An 18,127-nucleotide genomic window follows, 5' to 3' on the forward strand; every position below is an offset into this window, starting at 1 on the left:
GCACACAAAATGAGCAGGAGCCCTGACTGACCTAATGTCGTCGACTCCTGCTCTTTGATTCAGATTTTATTCCCAATGAATCTCCACCCGTAAATCCTCCGTGCCTTCGAGCGGCTGCATCAGATAACGGATATTGCGAATACCTAAATTGTACAATTCGGCCAGATCTTCCAGCAACTGCTGCTGATCTGTACCGGCATAACGTACGGTCAACGTGCTCTTCCCGTCTTTCAGACTGTCCTTGACCTTGTCCACCAACCCTCTGGCGCTGGACACCGCCGCACTGGCCTCATACAAATCGTAGCCAAGCGCCGTTTTCAGGGCAAGGTAGGTCCCTTTTTTCGCTCCGCTCCCCTCAATTAAAGCTTGAAGCGTCTTTAAATAGGGTACGGTCGCCGGAGGATAATCCGCCGCGGCCCAGGTATGATCCTTCCGCATTTGCTCATCCGTACGCAGATAATACGTATAGTTTACTCGATTCGGGAGATCGGGGACCGGGTCATCCCAGGTCGTGTCCAGATGATACCAGCGGTTATCGAGGCGCACGAGATTCCAAGCATGCAGTTGGTCTCCGGCCGTGCCTTCAACCAAACGATTTTCAATGCCAGCTTCCTTCAGCAGTTCATAAGTCAATAAAGCGTAGCCCTGACATACCGCTTCACCGGTTTTCAGCCCTTCAAAAGCGGTGTACTTCTGCAGATCGGTATCGTACTTCAAGTTAAGCACGACATAATCGTGAATCGCTTTAACTTTCTGGTGGGTATCCATACCGGGTTCAATCTGCTGCTTCAAAATTTCCTTGACCTTTTGCTGGACGTACGCGGTCTGTTGTGCCGTTTCGCGGTAATGGACCTGAAGCGTGATTTTCGCCGACCCCGTGGTGCCTCGCCAGGAGTACACGTATCGGTCTACGATATACTTCGTGTACGGATCGGCATCCAGCGCATCGTTCACCGCTTGCTTCAGCTGTTTCTCCAGATTTTTGGTCGACCCCTTATACTTCACAGTAATCGTCGTGTTCCGAGCCGCCATCCCTTCCGCCAACTTCGTCTGCAGTTGCTTGGAAGTGGTGACCGTAGCCGGATCTGTGGCCGCATGAACCGGAACAGCAATCCATCCGATCGGCTCGGAACCCAGTAGTAAACCGCCGATTAATCCGGTTATGAGCCACCCCTTCGAAAGCTTTTCGATTTTCTTTCCCATCTGGCTTCCCTCACCTTCCGGTCAAGCTGCATAAAGTGTCCTTCTGCCGGCCTATCAAGCCCATTGTAACACAGCCTCTTCTGCAAAAGCTTACTAGTTTTGTCGAACGGTAAGAAGGTTTCGGACAACCTCTTGGATCGGGAATTTTTCGCAAAACTGACTTGATTCCGACGCCTAAAATTCACATTCAGCTTCTACAAATGAACGCCGGGCTTATGTATAATAAAAAATATCAACTTGTGATTTTTGTCATTGCATCACCATACAGACTTTCCACAGGAATGGAGAATCGATCGGATGACTATCGTGAATATTTCGGATATATCCGTGGAGTTGTTTATTGCCGTTATGTTTTTTCTGCTTATTGTGGCCCCTTTGGTCAGCCTTGGCATCCTGCGATTATTCCAGGGGCGTAAACGATCCGGCTTAACGTTGATCGGCAGCGGCGTATTAGGTTATTTCATCTTTCAGCTCGTTGCGGGACTGTTCAGTTGAGGAGCAGCAGGGCTGACTTAACGAGAAAGTTAAAAAACGGCGGTACAGGGGTCTTCCCTGTATCGCCGTTTTGCTGTTTGATTATTTTACGGCAGCAGCCGCTTCCTCATGCTCCATGCTTTCGATGAATTTCTCGCAATCGATGGCGGCCATACAACCGCTTCCCGCTGCAGTGATCGCTTGGCGGTAACGGGTATCCTGCACGTCGCCGCAAGCGAAGACACCGGGTACGTTGGTCTCGGACGTGCCTGGCTTCACCACGATGTAGCCGTTCGCGTCGAGGTCGATTTGCCCGCCCAGGAACGAGGTGTTGGGATGATGGCCAATCGCTACAAATACGCCGCTGGCCGGGAGAATTTCTTCCTCTCCCGTCGCGTTGTTACGCACCTTCAGGCCGGTAACCCCATGCTCGCCGGCAATCACTTCAAGCGGCGTCCGGTTCAGGGCCATCTCGATCTTCTCGTTGCTGCGCACGCGGTCCTGCATGATCTTCGAAGCGCGCAGCTCGTCGCGACGATGCACCAAGGTTACTTTCGAAGCAAAGCGGGTCAGGAAACCGGCTTCCTCCAATGCGGAATCGCCGCCGCCCACCACAATGATCTCTTTGCCGCGGAAGAAAAAGCCGTCGCAGGTTGCGCATGTGCTTACGCCCCGGCCAACATTGGTCTCTTCGCCGGGAATGCCCAGGTATTTAGCCGTTGCCCCCGTGGACAGAACCAGTGTCTCAGCAACGAGCTCGCCTAGTCCTTCCACCTGCAGCTTAAACGGACGCTGGCTCAGGTCAACGCTGTTCACCCAGCCGGTGCGGAATTCAGCGCCGAAGCGCTCCGCTTGCTTGCGCATATTATCCATCAATTCCGGGCCCATGATCCCATCCGGGAACCCCGGAAAATTTTCCACTTCCGTCGTCGTCGTCAATTGCCCCCCCGGTTGCGGGCCTTCGATAATCAGCGGATTCATGTTGGCGCGGGCCAGGTAAATCGCTGCGGTTAACCCCGCAGGACCGGTGCCGATGATAATTGATTTGTACATATCCTCAAACCCCTTCAAATGGATTCATCCGAGTAAAATAGAAATAGAATCATTATTACTTGATTCTAATTATGTGAATGCTGCAGCATCCTGTCAATCTTTGTAACGGAAGGGTTCGGTGAAGGTTAAATGAAGGAATGATGAAGCGACGGTTCCTCTCCCCTCTCCGTCTTTGCCGATTGGGCGTTAACGGAGCAGCCGCAGCCCGTTCAAGATCACCAGCAGCGTGCTGCCCTCATGGCCTACGACGCCGAGCGGCAGCGCGATCCCTGCCGCAAAATTGCTCACGATCAGCATCAGGATGACCGCTCCGGCGAAGGTCAGGTTCTGCTTGACGATCCGCCGGGCTCGCCGGGCAAGCGCGATCGTCTCCGCGATCCGTTCAATGCTGTCGTTCATCAGCACAACGTCAGCGACCTCCAGCGCTGCGCCGCTGCCGCCTCCGCCCATGGCGATGCCTAGGGAAGCCGCCGCCAGCGCCGGTGCGTCGTTTACGCCGTCGCCGACCATCGCGACGCTGCCGTAGCGCTCCCGCAGCGCCTTCACGTGCTCGACCTTCTCCTGCGGAAGCAGGTCGCCGTACACGAGGTCGACGCCGATCTCCCCGGCCAGCGCGTTCGCGGTCACGCTGCGGTCGCCCGTCAGCATTGCGACGGCGATGCCCAGCTCGTGAAGCCGGGCGATGGCCGCCTTGGCCTGCGGGCGAACCTCGTCGCGAAGCGCGATCAAGCCGGCGTATACGCCGTTCCGCTGGATGGCGGACACGGTGTGGCCTTCGGCGATCCAGGCGCGAAGCTGCTCGGCTAACGGCGCTGGCAACTGCGAATCGCCGTCATCCGCCTTGCCGACACGCCACGTTGCGCCGGAGACCTCGGCTTCGATGCCCCAGCCCGGCAGCGCCCGCAGCTCCTCCGCACCGCGAAGCGGGAGCCCTTCGGCCTCCGCTTGGCGCACGATCGCTTGGGCCAGCGGATGCTCCGACAGGCTCTCCGCCGCAGCGCAGGCGGCCAGTACCTCCCGCGGGTCAAAGCCCTCGGCGGTGTACAGGCCGGTTACGGCTGGCGAGCCTGCCGTCAGCGTCCCGGTTTTGTCGAAGGCGACGACCTGAATGCCGCCCAGGTGGTCCATGTGCGCGCCGGCCTTGAACAATACGCCTTTCCGGGCGCTCTTCGACATCGCCGAAAGCATGGCCGGCATGACCGACGACACGATCGCGCACGGCGAAGCAACGACAAGGAACACCATCGCCTTATAGAAGGCGAAGGACCAGCTCCAGCCGATCAGCCAAGGGCTGAGCAGGATAAGCGCCAGTGTGGCGGCAACGATCGTTTTGGCATAGACGCCTTCGAGCCGTTTGATAAACCGCTGCGTCTCCGGCACCTCTTGCTGCGCCTGCTCGACAAGGGTGATGATCTTCGCAAACAAAGTACCTTCCGCGGGACTGGTCACCTCGACGTAGATCGCCCCTTCGCCGTTTAGCGTCCCGGCATACACCCCGTCGCCCGGCTGCTTATCCACCGGAATCGATTCGCCGGTGATTGCCGACTGGTTCACTGCGGAGCTGCCGGTTCGGATCGTCCCATCCGCCGGAATCACCTCGCCCGGCTTGACCAGGAGCAGATCCCCCGTCTCAAGCGCCTCCACCGGCACGACTTCCATCCCGTCTCCTCCCACGCGAAGCGCGGTATCCGGCTTCATTGCGATCAGCGCGGAGATATCCTTGCGACTCCGATCGCTGGCGAACGATTCCATGGCGCCGCTTAGCGCAAAAATAAAGATCAGCATCGCTCCCTCGTTCCAGTAGCCGATCGAAGCTGCACCAAGCGCCGCGGCGATCATCAGCAGGTTCACATCCAGATCCCGCTCCTTCACTAACGTGATCAGGCCTTCCCGGGCCTTGACGAATCCCCCGACGGCGTAAGCGGCGATATACAACGCCACCGAGATCCACGGCATCGTTCCCTGTATCCCCCAGGCCCATGCGGCAAGCATCAGCACGCCGCTGCCCAGAGCGAGCAGCATCTCCCGGTGGCGCAAGAGCCGCACCCAATCGAACCTTGGTTTTCGACCCGGGCTGGGTTGATGAGCTGGTTGATGGGCCACGTGAACTGTTCTTTTTTGCGCAGCTTCCATAATGAACTCCTCCTTATATCTCGCTGTTTCAGCTGAGAATGAATATTATTGTTAACCCCCTAAAAATGGCGCAAGCTGCCCCGGGATTTCCCGGAGCAGCTCACAAATGAGAACGATAATCATTGTTGTATTAGGACAATAGTTTTGTACTAGTGAAACTTTACTTCTATTCTATGCTACCTTTGCCGGCTTGTAAACACATGTTTGATGGCTGGTTCTGGTTCTGGTTCTGGTTCTGGTTCTGGTTCTGGTTCTGCTACTGCTTCTACTTAGCTCGTTCAGCCTTCTGGAGCTTGCGAAAGTTGCAATTTGTGCAACATTTAGCGCCGGACTCAGCCGATTTGGGCGAAAATGCTGCATTTTGTGCAACAAATTAATCGGATTTGGGAAAAAACAGCCCAAATTGTTGCAGGTTATGCAACATTTCGTTGACTGCGCCAGCTAAGGTCGCTTAAATGTTGTACTTTTTGCAACTTTTGGAGCGAACAGCGAAACTTGAGGAGGGGGCGTATTCGCGGCAACGGCCGCGGGAACGGCAAACGGTCGCGGAGGCTAGTAGGTGGCGGTGATGGCGTTAGCGACGTCGGTGGTGGTGACAGTGGTGGTGGCGGCGACCAGCTACTATGGCCTGGCCTGCAGCAGCGCTCAGCAACTGCGGACTGCGGCTGTTGCAGCGGACTGCGACTGTGGCCTGCGGTAGCGATTAGCTACTATGGCCTGGCCTGCAGCAACAACCAGCGCCAGCAACCAGCGCCAGCGACCTGCGACTGCAGCCTGCAGCAGCCCCCAGCAACAGCGACCTGCGACCTGCGCCAATCGCCAGCGCGAATAAAACCGCGGGCTGCCTCCGCCCGCAAGGTCCCCCGCCCGTGCCGCCGCATGCCAAAAAAGCCGCTGACCGAAGAACGGATCCTCCCGTCCCCCGGTACAGCGGCTTCAGATGCTTGCGGATTAAGCTTGGCTGGCGGCGATTGCTTGCTCTAGATCGTAAAGGATGTCGTCGATCGACTCCGTCCCTACGGACAAGCGGATCAAGCCTGGCGTAACGCCGGCTGCCAGTTGCTCGGCATCACCCAACTGCTGATGCGTGGTGCTGGCCGGATGGATGATCAGCGACTTGGAATCGCCAACGTTGGCCAAATGCGAGAACAGCTTCACGTTCTCGATCAGCTTGCGCCCGGCATCCACGCCGCCGCGAATCTCGAAGGTGAGGATGGCGCCTTGGCCTTTCGGCAAATATTTTTGCGCCAGCTCGTAGGATTCGTGACTCGGCAGTCCGGCATAGCTGACCCACTCAACATGCTCGTGCGCTTCCAGATACTGCGCCACCTTCAGAGCGTTCTGACTGTGGCGTTCCACTCGCAGATGCAGCGTCTCCAGCCCTTGCAGCAGCAGCCAGGCGTTAAACGGCGACAGCGATGCGCCTAAGTCGCGCTGCAGTTGAACGCGGGCCTTGATGATGTATGCCAGCGGACCAACCGCTTGCGTATAGACGACGCCGTGATAGCTAGGATCCGGTTCCGTGAGACCCGGGAACTTGCCGCTCGCCGCCCAATCGAATTTGCCGCTGTCGACGATGATGCCGCCGATCGAGGTGCCGTGTCCGCCGATGAACTTGGTCGCCGAATGCACGACGATGTCCGCACCGAACTCGATCGGACGCAGCAAGTACGGGCTTGGGAACGTGTTGTCCACGATCAGCGGAATCCCGTGCTCATGGGCGATCGCGGCGACCGCCTCGATGTCCAGCACGTCTCCCTTCGGATTGCCGATCGTTTCGGCGTAAAGCGCCTTCGTCTTGTCCGTGATCGCGGCGCGGAAATTTTCCGGATTGGAGGAATCCACGAACTTCACGTGAACGCCAAGCTTGGGCAGTGTCGTCGAGAACAGGTTATATGTACCGCCGTAGAGCGTGGTGGAAGAGACGATTTCATCGCCCGCTCCGGCGATATTCAAGATGGAGAAAGTGATCGCCGCCTGGCCGGAGGCCGTCGCAAGCGCCCCAACACCGCCTTCCAGCGCAGCCACGCGCTTCTCGAACACGTCGTTGGTCGGATTCATGATCCGGGAATAAATATTGCCGAATTCCTTCAGGCCAAACAGGTTAGCTGCGTGCTCGGTGTCGCGAAAACCGTAGGACGTCGTTTGATACAGCGGGACCGCCCGGGAGTATGTAGTGGGGTCGATCTCCTGGCCGGCGTGAATGGCCAACGTTTCCGGAGCAAATGGACGCTCTTGGGACATGGATAATTCCTCCTTTAAATAACGTAAGATTGATGAGACCAGCTCATGTTTTTCATATTCTCTCACATCTCGCGTTATTTGAAAATAGGAAATCCGATAAAAATAATATGAATTACAAAAATTACAAAAAACGCTTAGCCTCCGGCGTGTTTTCGCATAAAATAAACGTCCTCCAGCGATGGCTCACCTTCCGCAAGCCCTGGAAACGGCGGCGACTCCGCCACCAGCCGGACGTACATCCCGCCGGGTACCTCCCGGAAAACGATCAATCCCTCCTCCGGACAGGCGGCGAACTGCTCGCGCGTGATCGCGCCCTCCCAAACCCGGTAAGGCAGTTCCTCCAGCCACGACGATTTCCGGCCGCAAAAACGGACTTGGCCGCGGTCCAGCCATACAATGTAGTCCGCCGCCGCGCCCCACTCGTTCATCTCATGCACCGCGGCGATGACCGTGCGCCCTTCGGCGTACCGGTTCAGGTAAGACACCACCAGCTTCCGCTCTTCGGAATCCATCGCGTTTAGCGGCTCATCCAGAAACAGAAAGTTCGGCGCGGCCAGCAGGGATTGGGCCAGGACGATCCGCCGCCGCACGCCTTGGGATAACGCTTTGATCCGCGTATTCCGGTACGGCTCCAGCCGAAAATCACGGATCAGCTCCCCGGCCCGCTCCGGGTGGAACACGCCTTTCAGCTCGGAAAAATACGCCAGTAGCCGGTACGTCGTCATCTCTTCGTATAACTCGATGTCTGCCGGTACATATCCGATTTGGCTGCGCACGAGCGGCAAATCCTCAAGCGCTGACCGCCGCTGGTATCGAATCGTCCCCCGGTACGGCATCCGCACCGTGGCCAGCAGCTCCAGCAGCGTCGTTTTCCCGGCACCATTGGCACCGACCAGCAGCGTTAGCCCCGGATGCAGCCGCAGCGCATCGATCTGCAGGCAAAAGCCGCCCGACGGTTGCTCGCGCAATTGTTCGACGGCGATCATAGCTGCCGTTCCTCCGCGTCCGCTCCGGCCACTTGCAGGATTCGGCTGCGCCGATAGGAGCGATGCAGCAGCACGATGCCGCCTAGCAGCAGCGCGGCGTTCAGCGCCGTTTCTCGCCCGGCGATTCCGTGCAGCGCTAACGATCCGCTTTCGGCGAACAACCAGAAGAGGTAAATGCCCGCCGCGGCGAACAGCGCCGTCTTGACTCCATAGCGAAACAAGGCATACATCGCGGCCCCTCCGGTCATGAGCGATATCCCCAGCCACTGCAGCAAAAACGGGATGAACGGCATCGTGGCTTCCCCCGCCGCCGTCACGCGAATGCCGACAATAACGGTGCTGATCAATGCCCACCCGACCACGAGCGCAATTACCATCAGCATCCGGGAGTACACGACCAGGGAGGGCGGATACGGCGTAATGCTCTCCACGGCACGCATGCCGCGATCCCATGAGCGGTAGCTGTACAGCATGGAGGCCATCAGCATCAGCGGCGTAACCAGCGGGAAGACGCCCGGCAGATCGTTGCCGAACAAGAAATTGGAGAACGGACGCGCCGGATCAACCAGAAAGATCAGCATGAGGAACACCGCCGCCCCGGTCAGCACCAGCGACCTCCGGTTCAGCCGGAACTGGCTCCACAACAGCCGGCGCAGCGAAGGCGCCTCGACGTACGGGTTGAAATCCAGCGTCTTTGCCTCGCTTTGCGCCCGGAGCGCATCGAATTCCGGCTGCAGCGCAGCGATCAGGGCGGCCGTATCCGACGGCGTCGGCCCGGGCTGCAGCGCCTGCCGCAGCGGTTCGCGCAGCTCTCGCTCCAGGTGTTCCAGCTCTTTGTCAATGGATGGTTCCATGAATCGGCACCTCGCTTTCTTCTTCTCGAGTTTTTGGAGGTTTGGCGCTCCAGGCGGTAAACTCCTCCGATTTCCCCAACACGCGCTTCAGCTTGCGCAGCGCCCCGTACAGATGGGATTTCACCGAGCTGAGCGGCAACTCCAGCATTTCGGCGATTTCCTGGAGCTTCAGCTCATGGAAGAAGCGCATGCGCACGACTTCCTGCTGCACCTCCGGCAGCCGGGTCAGCGACTCCGCAAGCTGCTGCACCGTCTCCTGGCGTTCGATCAACTCCTCCGCCTGCGGGGAGAAATCCGCCCCTTCCATCAGTTCGACGGCGCCAACGGATTCCGAACGGTAGGCGGCGCTGCGCCAGTAATCCCGGCACAAATTAAGCGCCACCTTGTACAGCCAGGGACGGAGCTGCTCCATCGCGCCGTGCCGCCTCAAATGCCGGATCAGCCGGATAAACGTCTCCTGGACAATGTCTTCCGCTTTGTTTCTGTCGTTGAGCTGGCTGGTGACATAGCTGAGCAATAAGCCGTGATACCTTGTCACCAGCAGCTCAAACGCTTCCTGATCCCCTTGTGCCATTCGCTCGGCCAACAGCTGATCCGAAATCATGGTCGTCTCCCCTCCTCCGTCTGCTCAAGTTCCGATCTATTCCTGAAAATTATTCCTCTTCCACCGCGATCCAGCGTTCCCGCCGTCCGATCAGCCAAACCGCAAAACCGAGCAGCAGCGCGGACGCCGTCAGCAGCGCGAACCGGTTCATCGGAAACGAATCCCCCGGCCGCAAATACGACGCGTACAGGGTCCATTGGCCCAGCCAGCTTCCTCCGCTGATCGTATCAAGCATCCAGACGGCAAATCCCAGGATCAGACCGCCATAGATTTTACGGAATCCAATGATCCCCGCCACCGTCAGCGAAACAAGCAACACATAGGCCGGCAAATTTTGCAGCAGCAAAGCGGCGACGCTGATCTCGCTTTTCGGAATGGGGGCTGCGCCGCTCCACGGGTAGCGAACGGTCGTTATGGTTCCAAACCTCCCTAGGTAGACCGACATAAGGACGGCCCCGAGGCCCAGCGTAAGCAGGATAGCCATCCCCCACTTGCGCAGTGCCAGCGCCCTCAGCGAGACGGGATAAGTGGCGATTAACTCCATGCCGCCTCCGCCGAGTTCCCGTTGAAACTGCAGCAAGGTCAACATGATCGCGACCGGAAACATCCCCATTTCCGAGAAATAATAAACGGTTCGCGGCCGCTCCGGGTCGCTGAGCACGATGCTGAGCAGGTACAACCCGAACACCAGCAGCGTTACCCAGGCCATCGGCTGCTTATGCAGCCTGACATCAAAGCCAAGCCCCCGGCTCCAGCTTTTCATGTGCGTCATCACTCGCCCATCACCTTCTTCCACTCCTGTTCCCATTCTTCATACGGAATCCTGTTTTGAAGCGGCGCAGTCTCCGTCTCCGGAGGTTCGATTTCCAGACCTTTATCGTAAAAATAGTTCAGCACTTGCTTGACTTGCTTCTGTTTTCCTTCGTCAAAGGCGCGCCCCACCTCGCGAACCATCCGCAGCGCCAGCCCGTCCGGATCGTTCTCATGCGGATTGTTGAACAAATAATAGAGCCTATTCCCGGGCGCCCCTGTCTTTAATTCTTCTTCGGAGTATCCCTTATGTTCCCGGTAATACAGGTACCACATCAATGAGCGGATTTGCTGGCGCACGTCCTCGCTTGTCTGCCCCAACCAGGCATCGCCCGCCATGGTGCCGAGCAGCATGTTGTCCATCAGAGACACCGCGTCCGCCTCCGGCTCCCCGTTCATCCAGTACATATAGTAAGTCCGATCGTTTTTCCGTTCAGACGTAGGCGTATGGGGATCATCGATCCAAAAATACTGCACGGTGTCCAGCTTCGGCTGATACCGCTCCACCCAGGATGTGAAATAAGCGTGCATATCCGCCCACTTCTCCAACAGTTCGCCGGCCACTCTCTCCTTGTAGGGGACGGTGATCATATTTACCGGAACTCCGGGATGGCTCAGCTCGATGAAATTTCCGCCAAGCAGCCGGATGTCGGTGACGTCCTTGCTTGCGAAGGTTTGCCCGTCGCCGTCCCGCCCGGTCTCCGTCAGATTGGCGTACAGCGGCGTTTTGAAGCCGGAGACGCGCAGGCGCACCTCCGCCGGCGGAAGACGCCGCTGATCCCAATTCAGATAGTCCGTTGCCAATTGCAGCTTCGAGCGGTTAAATTCTTCCTTCAAGTATACCGAGCGATGGCCCGCCAGGGGATACCAGGCGATAAATTCCGGCAACAGGACGTTCTCTCCCTTTACAAAAGCGTAAAAAGCCCCTTGCGTAAAGTCCGTTGGCACGTAATCTTCGACTTTCCCGCTATATTCCAGTTCGACCTCAAGGGCGCTTTTTGGCGCTTCCTTCAAGTGGACGGTCAACGCTTCCCCCCGATGGTCAAACGATACCTCGGTGCCGTTTACCTTAACCCGCTTTATGTTGAAAGCGCGGTTGAGCGTTAGCGGAAGCTCGCGGGCTCCCTCATCCAACTGGCCGGCCGGAATTTCCAGGTGCAGCTGAATTTGAAGGCGGTCGTTCGTTTCCCTTTTCAAGTCGATATCATAGCGCGAAATGTGAAAATCCGCCGGTTTTTCATCTCGAAATTGATCCTCCGTCTTCACGGAGGGGTCATGCACCTTTGCCTCATATTGGGCATAACGCTCCTTCCAGATCAGTCCGTAAGGAACAAACGCCCCGGCCGCGAGCAGCAGCGCCAAGCCGCCCGCCATCCAGGAAGCCCAACGGCGTTTCGTCGGGCGCAGTTGGTTCAGGATGAGAACGCAAGCCACCAGCAACAACAGGGTAAAAGCCAGCACAAACCAGCGGGAAGCCGTCAACTCGTCGGAGATGAGGTGGATCCCCCAGGCTTCGGCGCTCATGTCCCCCGTTAGAAATAATCTGCTCAGATGAAAGACGCTGAGGTAAAACAAACCGCTGCGGCTGAGCAGAAAGAGATCCATAAAGAACGTGCCGAACATCCAGGCGCAAAACGCGATCAGATAGACGACGCGGTTGCCGATGCACACCGCCAGCAGCATAGCCAGCGCCAGGGTGACAATATAGGACACTTCATAAGAGATCGTGAAAAACGCCGTGTACTCCCAGGTTACCCCGGGGGCGACGCCGGTTCGCGCCGACGCCCAGGCAAAAGCCGCCCCGGCCAAGACGGTAAACGGTGTAAAGTACAGCAAGCCGGCCAGATATTTCGCCGAGATGCGGGCGGCGTAAGAGACCGGCAGGGCCGCACTCCATTCGTAAGCGGCGCGCCGGACGTCCCTGCGCACGGTCAACACGCCAAGCAGCATAACCAGACCGAGACTTAAGGTGTTCATGAGCGCCAGCAGCGTATACGCGTCGTCGTAAAATCCGCCATACGGACCCGTTACTTTCCCGAGGTTCCAAAACAGCACCAGGCCAAACAACAGCGGCAGAGCAAGCAGCCACGGATTGCGGAACATCATCCGCAGTTCAAATTGAAACAGGCGTTGCCATCGGTTCATCGCCCAGCCGCCCCTTCCGTCCGGCCCATGCGCAGCAGAGCCAAATACCCGTCCTCCAGGGTGGGAGGAACAGGGATCGCATCGGTCCCGGACGGCGGCGCTTCACCGATGATCCGGCACAGCAGCCCCCCGTCGACCGGCCGCGTAGACACGACGGACATCGGGTCCAGACCAGCGAACTGGCTTTCCGAGAGCCGGCCTTCCCAGACTTTGCCGCGCCCGAATTCCTGCAGGTCGGCCAATTCGCCGGACAGTTTGACTTTGCCTTTGTCCAGCACGGCGATCTGCCGGCAGTTGCTTTCGATATCGGCGACGATGTGCGTCGACAGCAGCACGATCCGGCCCAAGCTGAAGCGGGTCAGCAGATTGCGGAAGCGGACGCGCTCCTCGGGATCCAGACCAGCGGTCGGCTCGTCCACGATCAGCACCTGCGGCGAACCCAGCAGCGCCTGGGCGATCCCGAGACGGCGTTTCATGCCCCCGGAGTAGGTTTGCACTCTTCTTCGCGCCTTATCCTTCAGGTTGACCTGTTCCAGCAGCGCGTCGATTTCCGCCTTGCGCTTCTTCTTGTCCGTCATCCCTTTCATGACGGCAACGTAATCGAGGTATTCCACACCGGTCAACTGCGGGTACACCTGGAACTGCTGCGGCAAATAACCGATAAGGCGGCGGATTTCCTCCGCCTGGCGCAGCGGCACGCCGAAGACGGTCGCCTCACCCGAGGTGGGCGGCGTAAGCGTGGCCAGAATACGCATCAGCGACGACTTGCCGGCCCCGTTCGGGCCGAGCAGACCGACCATGCCCTCGTTCAGCGTTAAGGTGACCTCATCCAGCGCCAAACCGCCGCGCCCATATTTTTTCGATAAATGATCCATCTGTATCATATTGTTCCTCTTTTCCGAAATCGTGATTCTCAGCCTTCCGCGGTAGGCTTCTGTTCCTGTAACGGGGGCGGCGGCAAAAAAGTTTTAAATGCGAGTTCACGAATTCAAAAAAAGGATGCTACCCCACAACCGCTCTGGAATAGCACCCTGTTTCTCTATCTTGCTTCAGCTTATAGACCTATATACCGAGCGGGATCGCACCGGACTACCTTCAATCGTCTTAATATTAATATGCGTTCTGCCCGCTTTGACCCTGGGCAATCGCCACGCCGGCGCTCGTGCCGAGACGCGTCGCTCCCGCCCGGATCATCGCTTCGGCATCGGCCAGCGAACGCACGCCGCCGGAAGCCTTCACGCCAACGTCCGGTCCGACCGTTTTGCGCATTAACGCCACCGCTTCCACGGTCGCGCCGCCGGTTGAAAAGCCGGTCGACGTCTTGACGAAATCCGCTCCGGCTTCAACGGACAGCTTGCTGGCCCGCACGATTTCCTCGTCGGTGAGCAGGCAGGTCTCGATGATGACCTTCACCAGCGCTTTGCCGGCAGCAGACTGAACGACCCCGGCGATATCGCGGCGGACGAAATCGTCGTCGCCGTCTTTGAGCGCGCCGATGTTGATGACCATATCGACTTCGCCGGCCCCTTCGGCAATGGCATGGGCGGCTTCAAACGCCTTCACTTCCGGAGCCGAAGCTCCCAGCGGAAAGCCGATCACCGTGCAAACTTTAACCGGCGAGTCCTTCAGCACCTCCGCAGCCGTCTTCACCCAGGTCGGGTTGACGCACACCGAAGCGAAGCCGTACTGCTTGGCTTCCTCAGCCAACTTGATGATTGCCGCGCGTCCGGCGTCCGCTTTCAGCAGCGTATGATCGATCATGGCGGTAATGGATTGAGTCGAATTTGACAAGGAAATTCCTCCGTTCGTGTTTCGAAGTTCTTTACAGCTAAGGGGTTCTCAATATAAGCTGGAAATCATTACACCGCTCGGCAGCTTGAACGGGTGTTCGGGGCTAATATGATCATAGAACATGATGCCGTTCAGATGATCGATTTCATGCTGCATTACAATGGCATCAAAGCCTTTGAACCGCAGCTTGATTTCGTTGCCGGCTTCGTCGTAAGCCTTCACCTGAACCTTCTCGTAACGCGGAACGAAGCCCTGCACCGGCCGGTCAACCGACAGGCAGCCCTCGCTCTCCGGCAAATACGTCATTGCCTGGGAATGGCTGATAATCTTCGGGTTATACATCGCGATCGGCCGATCCTGACCGTTCTCGTCCGTCAGCAGAGCGGCGAACATCCGCTTGTTCAGCCCGATCTGGTTCGCCGATAAGCCCACGCCTGCCCGCAGCTTGTATTTCTTCGCTATTTCCGGATCCTGGCTGTTCTTCAGAAACTGCAGCATCGCCGCCATTTCCTCGCGGTCCTCTTCGGTCGGGGGAATGCTGACCGGCTCCGTCACCACTCGAAGAATAGGTTCCCCTTCCCTTACAATATCATCCATCGTAATGATATAATCGCGGTTGAATTTAGTCATAAATAAACAGTTCATCCACCTTCGTCTGCAAAATATGCGCAAGCTTGAAAGCAAGCTCCAGCGTCGGGTCGTACCGGTTGTTCTCCACGCTATTGATCGTTTGGCGCGTTACGCCGCATTCCGCAGCCAGCTCGTTCTGGGTTAAGCCCAGCCGCTTGCGAAATTGCTTGATCTTATTGTTCATCGGCACCACCAAAATGTCAAAAGTTTTGGACTTCATCATCGTATCACGCCCCGACGGACCTGTCAAAATCAAGATTTCATCTTGATCCCCCAAACGGAATCCTTCCGGAATTCAGCCGCTTCCCGCAGTCCCGGAAGCCGCTCATCCTCCGGATAATGCTGTTCCAAATAGCGAACGTACGCTTCGCGAAGACGAATCTCCTGATCCAGCTTATTAAATTCGCTCGGGTGCTTCTCCAGCCGCGCCAATGCGGCATCCCAGCGCGCCAGATCCGCCTTCGTTGTCCGGCCTTTGCGGGTCCGCTCCGCCAGCAAGGTCAGCTCTTCATAAGAGTCCCGAAGCTTGGCCGAATATTTGAACTTCCGGTTAAACAAACCCAGCCCGACGATGACCAGGAAAAAGATGATCCACGCCCCAATCTCCATGTTCCGCCACCTCCCTCACACAAAAATAAAAGCTCCCGCTTCCAGGAGCCGCTATACTTTGATCCCTTATTTATACTTGTGCCAGTCCAGATCGCTCGTATTCAGCAGGTGTTCGAAATCGTTATCGAGCCGCTTCTGTTCGGCCCGGCGCGCTTCCTCCTTGCGGAGTCGGGCTTCCTCCTGGCGGCGTTCCTCATCCTTCTTCAGCTCATTGGCTTGCGCCTTCAGCTTGGCGAGCGTATCTTCGCCAAGGAGATCCTTCAGCGTGGCCGGTTTATCCGCCGCGCCATTGGCCGGCGCCCCTTGCGCGGAACGTGCTTTCTTCTTGCTCATGGATGCTTCACCTCGGTTTCCTTGCGATCCTCTATGTTCAAGCCTAAAGTATCACAGGCGAAAAATCGTTGTCAATTGGAAACGCCGCAACTATCGGTGACGACGGAGGTTGATCTCATCCGCGCGGCCGGGCAAGTTGATCCAATCCCCCAAGGAACAAGCTGAGATTAAACTGCAGACTGTCCATTAGTTCCAGCGGAAGGCCAAACGCTCCGCGCCGTTCCAACGAGGCGAAGCCATGGATCAAGCTCCGCAGTCCGCGAACGGCATGCAGGGCCTGATCGTTCGTTAAGGAGTAACCGCCAAGATGCTGCAGGATCAGATCTACGATACGCCCCCCTGCTGCCTGCAGCGCCGGATCATCTGGACTAGGCGCAGCCTGGGCCGCATCGTACTGGCCGGGATAAGCATAAGCAAATTCCAGGTACGCCTTGGCAAAACGGCGGATCGCCGCTTCCCCTGCGCCATCTCCGATGCGGGAGAAAATATGTTCATAGAGCCGGTCCAGGGCGTATTTCGCCAACTCTGCGCGAATCTGCTCCAGCCCGCTCACATGGTTATAAAGGGAAGGCGGCCGGATTCCCAATTTCTTGGCCACTGAAGTGATCGTAACGGCCTCCAAGCCCTCGGCATCCGCCACTTCCACGGCTGCCATCAAGACCGCCGTGCGGTCAATCCCGATTCTCGGCGACATGCCCATCCTCCTCTCGGTCGGTTCCCGCCGCTGCGGCTGCGGCTGTTGCCGGCTTCAGGCCGAGTGCGCGCTCGGCAGCCGCTATCGCTTTGGCAATGGCGTCCGCCGGCTGCTCCAGCACCGGCCCGTGTCCGGCTGCCAGCAGCGACGGCTTCAGGCCGGCCAGCTTGCGGGCGCTGGCCAATGCGGTTTCCTTGTGCCAGGTCGCCAGCGCCGGAAACGGGAACAGCGGGCGGAGCGTGCCGCTCACGGCGATGCCTGCCCGGGTTTGGAAGGCGTCGCCCGCAATAAGCGCGCCGCTGCGCGTGTCGAGCAGGGCGAACGATCCCGGCGTATGGCCCGGTGCGGCCACGGCCAGCAACGAACCGATGCGGTCTCCATCCGTGAACGTGAGATCGGCACGGGTGATCAGCTTCTTCGGCACCCCGCCGCGAATCGGAGTGGAAGGCTCCCCGGGATCAAGCGAGACATCGCCGTTCATGAGGCGAGCATCGCGGGCGGATACGTAGACCGGAACCTCGGGGAGCGCAGCTTTCAAAGCATCCAGTGCGCCGATATGATCATCGTGGACATGGGTCAGAACGATCCGTACCAACGGCTTCCCGGTTTCTTGCACCGCCTGAAGGATGCCCTTTGCGCTGTACGGCAACGCTGCATCGATTAAGGTGATGCCCTCCTCTTCCTTCACCAGATAACAATTTACCGGAAACAACCGCGGCATAAAAGACAGCTGTGTTAACTGCCCGTATGTTGTTTTTCGCATCTTTCTCGCCTCTCTCTCCGAAAACTAAAACCTTTAGTTTTAATTTAAACTAATATATTTAGTTTTGCAAGAGGCATTTTTCATTTTTTTAAGTCGTACAAGCGTACCGGATTGAATATGCTGTACAAGCAGCCCATTCATTTTTCCGACTTTTGGAGGTTTTCGCCATGAACAGCTTTCTTAGCTACGTGCTACTTGGTTTATCTTTATCCGCCCCGATCGGACCCGTGAACGCCGCCCAACTGGACAAAGGCATCCGCGGCGGATTCCTTCACGCCTGGTTCGTTGGCCTGGGCGCCCTCGCCGCCGACCTGGCGTACATGCTGCTCGTATATTTCGGGGTTGTACACTTCCTGAATACGCCGTTTATGAAAACCTTTCTCTGGTTGTTTGGATTCTTCGTACTCACCTATATCGGAATCGACAGCCTGAAGCAAGCCGGCAAAATCCCCGAAGGGGAAATGAGAGGCAGCGAGCCGCTGCGCAAATCGTTCCTGTCCGGATTTCTGATGTCCGTCAGCAACCCGCTGTCCATTTTGTTCTGGCTGGGAATCTACGGTTCGGTATTGGCCCAGGCCTCCGCAACGATGGGAACCCCGGAGCTGATCCTTAATAGCAGCGCCATTATCATTGGTCTGCTGCTTTGGGATTTCACTATGGCCGGGTTTGCCAGCGTGTTCCGTAGACTGCTGACCCACCGAATTTTGGTCTTCATTTCGGTATTGTCCGGCATATCCCTGATCGGGTTCGGCCTTTATTTCGGTTATCAAGCCGCCCTGCTGCTGGCTGAGCGGCTTTAGG

Annotated in this window: 19 protein-coding genes; 2 read left to right on the top strand and 17 right to left on the bottom strand. The window is 57.6% G+C overall.

What is annotated here, in order from left to right; genetic code table 11:
• Positions 1-66: 66 nt before the first annotated feature.
• Positions 67-1,203, bottom strand: a complete 1,137-nt coding sequence (locus tag BN3795_RS04600) for a transglutaminase domain-containing protein (protein ID WP_068783538.1) — start codon at positions 1,201-1,203, stop codon at positions 67-69.
• A 297-nt stretch (positions 1,204-1,500) separates the two neighbouring features.
• Between BN3795_RS04600 and BN3795_RS04605 the strand changes: the two genes are divergently transcribed.
• Positions 1,501-1,698 carry a hypothetical protein gene (locus BN3795_RS04605; RefSeq protein ID WP_068783539.1) on the top strand — a complete coding sequence of 66 codons (198 nt, stop codon included), beginning with the start codon at positions 1,501-1,503 and terminating at the stop codon, positions 1,696-1,698.
• A gap of 81 nt (positions 1,699-1,779) precedes the next feature.
• Here BN3795_RS04605 and trxB read toward each other — a convergent pair whose 3' ends face one another.
• The 16 genes from trxB to BN3795_RS04685 form a co-directional block, all read right to left on the bottom strand.
• Positions 1,780-2,730 carry a thioredoxin-disulfide reductase gene (gene trxB / locus BN3795_RS04610; protein ID WP_068783540.1) on the bottom strand — a complete coding sequence of 317 codons (951 nt, stop codon included), beginning with the start codon at positions 2,728-2,730 and terminating at the stop codon, positions 1,780-1,782.
• A 186-nt stretch (positions 2,731-2,916) separates the two neighbouring features.
• Positions 2,917-4,863, bottom strand: coding sequence for a heavy metal translocating P-type ATPase (locus BN3795_RS04615; RefSeq protein ID WP_068783541.1), 1,947 nt, complete (start codon positions 4,861-4,863; stop codon positions 2,917-2,919).
• A gap of 951 nt (positions 4,864-5,814) precedes the next feature.
• Positions 5,815-7,107, bottom strand: coding sequence for a homocysteine synthase (locus BN3795_RS04620; protein WP_068783542.1), 1,293 nt, complete (start codon positions 7,105-7,107; stop codon positions 5,815-5,817).
• A gap of 134 nt (positions 7,108-7,241) precedes the next feature.
• Positions 7,242-8,093 carry an ATP-binding cassette domain-containing protein gene (locus BN3795_RS04625; RefSeq protein ID WP_068783543.1) on the bottom strand — a complete coding sequence of 284 codons (852 nt, stop codon included), beginning with the start codon at positions 8,091-8,093 and terminating at the stop codon, positions 7,242-7,244.
• Entirely contained in the window at positions 8,090-8,947 is an 858-nt protein-coding gene (locus BN3795_RS04630; protein WP_068783544.1) for an ABC-2 transporter permease, read from the bottom strand. The genes BN3795_RS04625 and BN3795_RS04630 overlap by 4 nt, the downstream gene beginning before the upstream one ends.
• Positions 8,931-9,551, bottom strand: a complete 621-nt coding sequence (locus tag BN3795_RS04635) for an RNA polymerase sigma factor (RefSeq protein WP_068783545.1) — start codon at positions 9,549-9,551, stop codon at positions 8,931-8,933. Before BN3795_RS04635 ends, BN3795_RS04630 begins: the two co-directional genes overlap by 17 nt.
• A 49-nt stretch (positions 9,552-9,600) precedes the next feature.
• Positions 9,601-10,323 carry a hypothetical protein gene (locus tag BN3795_RS04640; protein ID WP_068783546.1) on the bottom strand — a complete coding sequence of 241 codons (723 nt, stop codon included), beginning with the start codon at positions 10,321-10,323 and terminating at the stop codon, positions 9,601-9,603.
• The gene (locus tag BN3795_RS04645; RefSeq protein ID WP_068783547.1) at positions 10,323-12,506 is read right to left on the bottom strand and encodes a M1 aminopeptidase family protein; all 2,184 of its coding nucleotides are present in this window, start codon (positions 12,504-12,506) and stop codon (positions 10,323-10,325) included. Before BN3795_RS04645 ends, BN3795_RS04640 begins: the two co-directional genes overlap by 1 nt.
• Positions 12,503-13,390: an ABC transporter ATP-binding protein gene (locus BN3795_RS04650; protein ID WP_068783548.1), complete on the bottom strand. Its 888-nt coding sequence runs from the start codon at positions 13,388-13,390 to the stop codon at positions 12,503-12,505. Before BN3795_RS04650 ends, BN3795_RS04645 begins: the two co-directional genes overlap by 4 nt.
• Positions 13,391-13,616: 226 nt before the next feature.
• A complete protein-coding gene (gene deoC / locus BN3795_RS04655; RefSeq protein WP_068783656.1) occupies positions 13,617-14,267 on the bottom strand; it encodes a deoxyribose-phosphate aldolase in 651 nt (216 codons plus the stop codon).
• A gap of 78 nt (positions 14,268-14,345) precedes the next feature.
• On the bottom strand, positions 14,346-14,927 hold the full coding sequence (gene def / locus BN3795_RS04660) for a peptide deformylase (RefSeq protein WP_068783549.1): 582 nt from the start codon (positions 14,925-14,927) through the stop codon (positions 14,346-14,348).
• A complete protein-coding gene (locus BN3795_RS04665; protein WP_068783657.1) occupies positions 14,920-15,111 on the bottom strand; it encodes a helix-turn-helix transcriptional regulator in 192 nt (63 codons plus the stop codon). The genes def and BN3795_RS04665 overlap by 8 nt, the downstream gene beginning before the upstream one ends.
• Before the next feature lie 68 nt (positions 15,112-15,179).
• Positions 15,180-15,536, bottom strand: a complete 357-nt coding sequence (locus tag BN3795_RS04670) for a hypothetical protein (protein WP_068783550.1) — start codon at positions 15,534-15,536, stop codon at positions 15,180-15,182.
• 66 nt (positions 15,537-15,602) lie between these two features.
• A complete protein-coding gene (locus BN3795_RS04675; protein WP_068783551.1) occupies positions 15,603-15,869 on the bottom strand; it encodes a YqkE family protein in 267 nt (88 codons plus the stop codon).
• A gap of 115 nt (positions 15,870-15,984) precedes the next feature.
• Positions 15,985-16,563: a TetR/AcrR family transcriptional regulator gene (locus tag BN3795_RS04680; protein ID WP_068783552.1), complete on the bottom strand. Its 579-nt coding sequence runs from the start codon at positions 16,561-16,563 to the stop codon at positions 15,985-15,987.
• Complete coding sequence (locus tag BN3795_RS04685) at positions 16,541-17,326, bottom strand: MBL fold metallo-hydrolase (protein WP_068783553.1); 786 nt, start codon at positions 17,324-17,326, stop codon at positions 16,541-16,543. Before BN3795_RS04685 ends, BN3795_RS04680 begins: the two co-directional genes overlap by 23 nt.
• 167 nt (positions 17,327-17,493) lie before the next feature.
• Here BN3795_RS04685 and BN3795_RS04690 point away from each other — a divergent pair, with 167 nt between their 5' ends.
• Positions 17,494-18,126 (top strand): LysE family transporter, encoded by a 633-nt coding sequence (locus BN3795_RS04690; RefSeq protein WP_068783554.1) that lies wholly within the window; start codon positions 17,494-17,496, stop codon positions 18,124-18,126.
• Position 18,127: the final 1 nt, after the last annotated feature.

Source organism: Paenibacillus phocaeensis (genome assembly GCF_900021165.1).
Lineage (GTDB): Bacteria > Bacillota > Bacilli > Paenibacillales > Paenibacillaceae > Fontibacillus > Fontibacillus phocaensis.

Coding starts and splice junctions, on each gene's coding strand:
- BN3795_RS04605 (WP_068783539.1), top strand. CDS start 1,501: ATGACTATCGTGAATATTTCGGATATATCCGTGGAGTTGTTTATTGCC.
- BN3795_RS04635 (WP_068783545.1), bottom strand. CDS start 9,551: ATGATTTCGGATCAGCTGTTGGCCGAGCGAATGGCACAAGGGGATCAG.
- def (WP_068783549.1), bottom strand. CDS start 14,927: ATGACTAAATTCAACCGCGATTATATCATTACGATGGATGATATTGTA.
- BN3795_RS04670 (WP_068783550.1), bottom strand. CDS start 15,536: ATGGAGATTGGGGCGTGGATCATCTTTTTCCTGGTCATCGTCGGGCTG.
- BN3795_RS04625 (WP_068783543.1), bottom strand. CDS start 8,093: ATGATCGCCGTCGAACAATTGCGCGAGCAACCGTCGGGCGGCTTTTGC.
- BN3795_RS04615 (WP_068783541.1), bottom strand. CDS start 4,863: ATGGAAGCTGCGCAAAAAAGAACAGTTCACGTGGCCCATCAACCAGCT.
- BN3795_RS04630 (WP_068783544.1), bottom strand. CDS start 8,947: ATGGAACCATCCATTGACAAAGAGCTGGAACACCTGGAGCGAGAGCTG.
- BN3795_RS04620 (WP_068783542.1), bottom strand. CDS start 7,107: ATGTCCCAAGAGCGTCCATTTGCTCCGGAAACGTTGGCCATTCACGCC.
- BN3795_RS04640 (WP_068783546.1), bottom strand. CDS start 10,323: ATGACGCACATGAAAAGCTGGAGCCGGGGGCTTGGCTTTGATGTCAGG.
- BN3795_RS04675 (WP_068783551.1), bottom strand. CDS start 15,869: ATGAGCAAGAAGAAAGCACGTTCCGCGCAAGGGGCGCCGGCCAATGGC.
- BN3795_RS04600 (WP_068783538.1), bottom strand. CDS start 1,203: ATGGGAAAGAAAATCGAAAAGCTTTCGAAGGGGTGGCTCATAACCGGA.
- deoC (WP_068783656.1), bottom strand. CDS start 14,267: ATGATCGATCATACGCTGCTGAAAGCGGACGCCGGACGCGCGGCAATC.
- BN3795_RS04680 (WP_068783552.1), bottom strand. CDS start 16,563: ATGTCGCCGAGAATCGGGATTGACCGCACGGCGGTCTTGATGGCAGCC.
- BN3795_RS04665 (WP_068783657.1), bottom strand. CDS start 15,111: ATGAACAATAAGATCAAGCAATTTCGCAAGCGGCTGGGCTTAACCCAG.
- BN3795_RS04645 (WP_068783547.1), bottom strand. CDS start 12,506: ATGAACCGATGGCAACGCCTGTTTCAATTTGAACTGCGGATGATGTTC.
- BN3795_RS04650 (WP_068783548.1), bottom strand. CDS start 13,390: ATGATACAGATGGATCATTTATCGAAAAAATATGGGCGCGGCGGTTTG.
- BN3795_RS04685 (WP_068783553.1), bottom strand. CDS start 17,326: ATGCGAAAAACAACATACGGGCAGTTAACACAGCTGTCTTTTATGCCG.
- trxB (WP_068783540.1), bottom strand. CDS start 2,730: ATGTACAAATCAATTATCATCGGCACCGGTCCTGCGGGGTTAACCGCA.
- BN3795_RS04690 (WP_068783554.1), top strand. CDS start 17,494: ATGAACAGCTTTCTTAGCTACGTGCTACTTGGTTTATCTTTATCCGCC.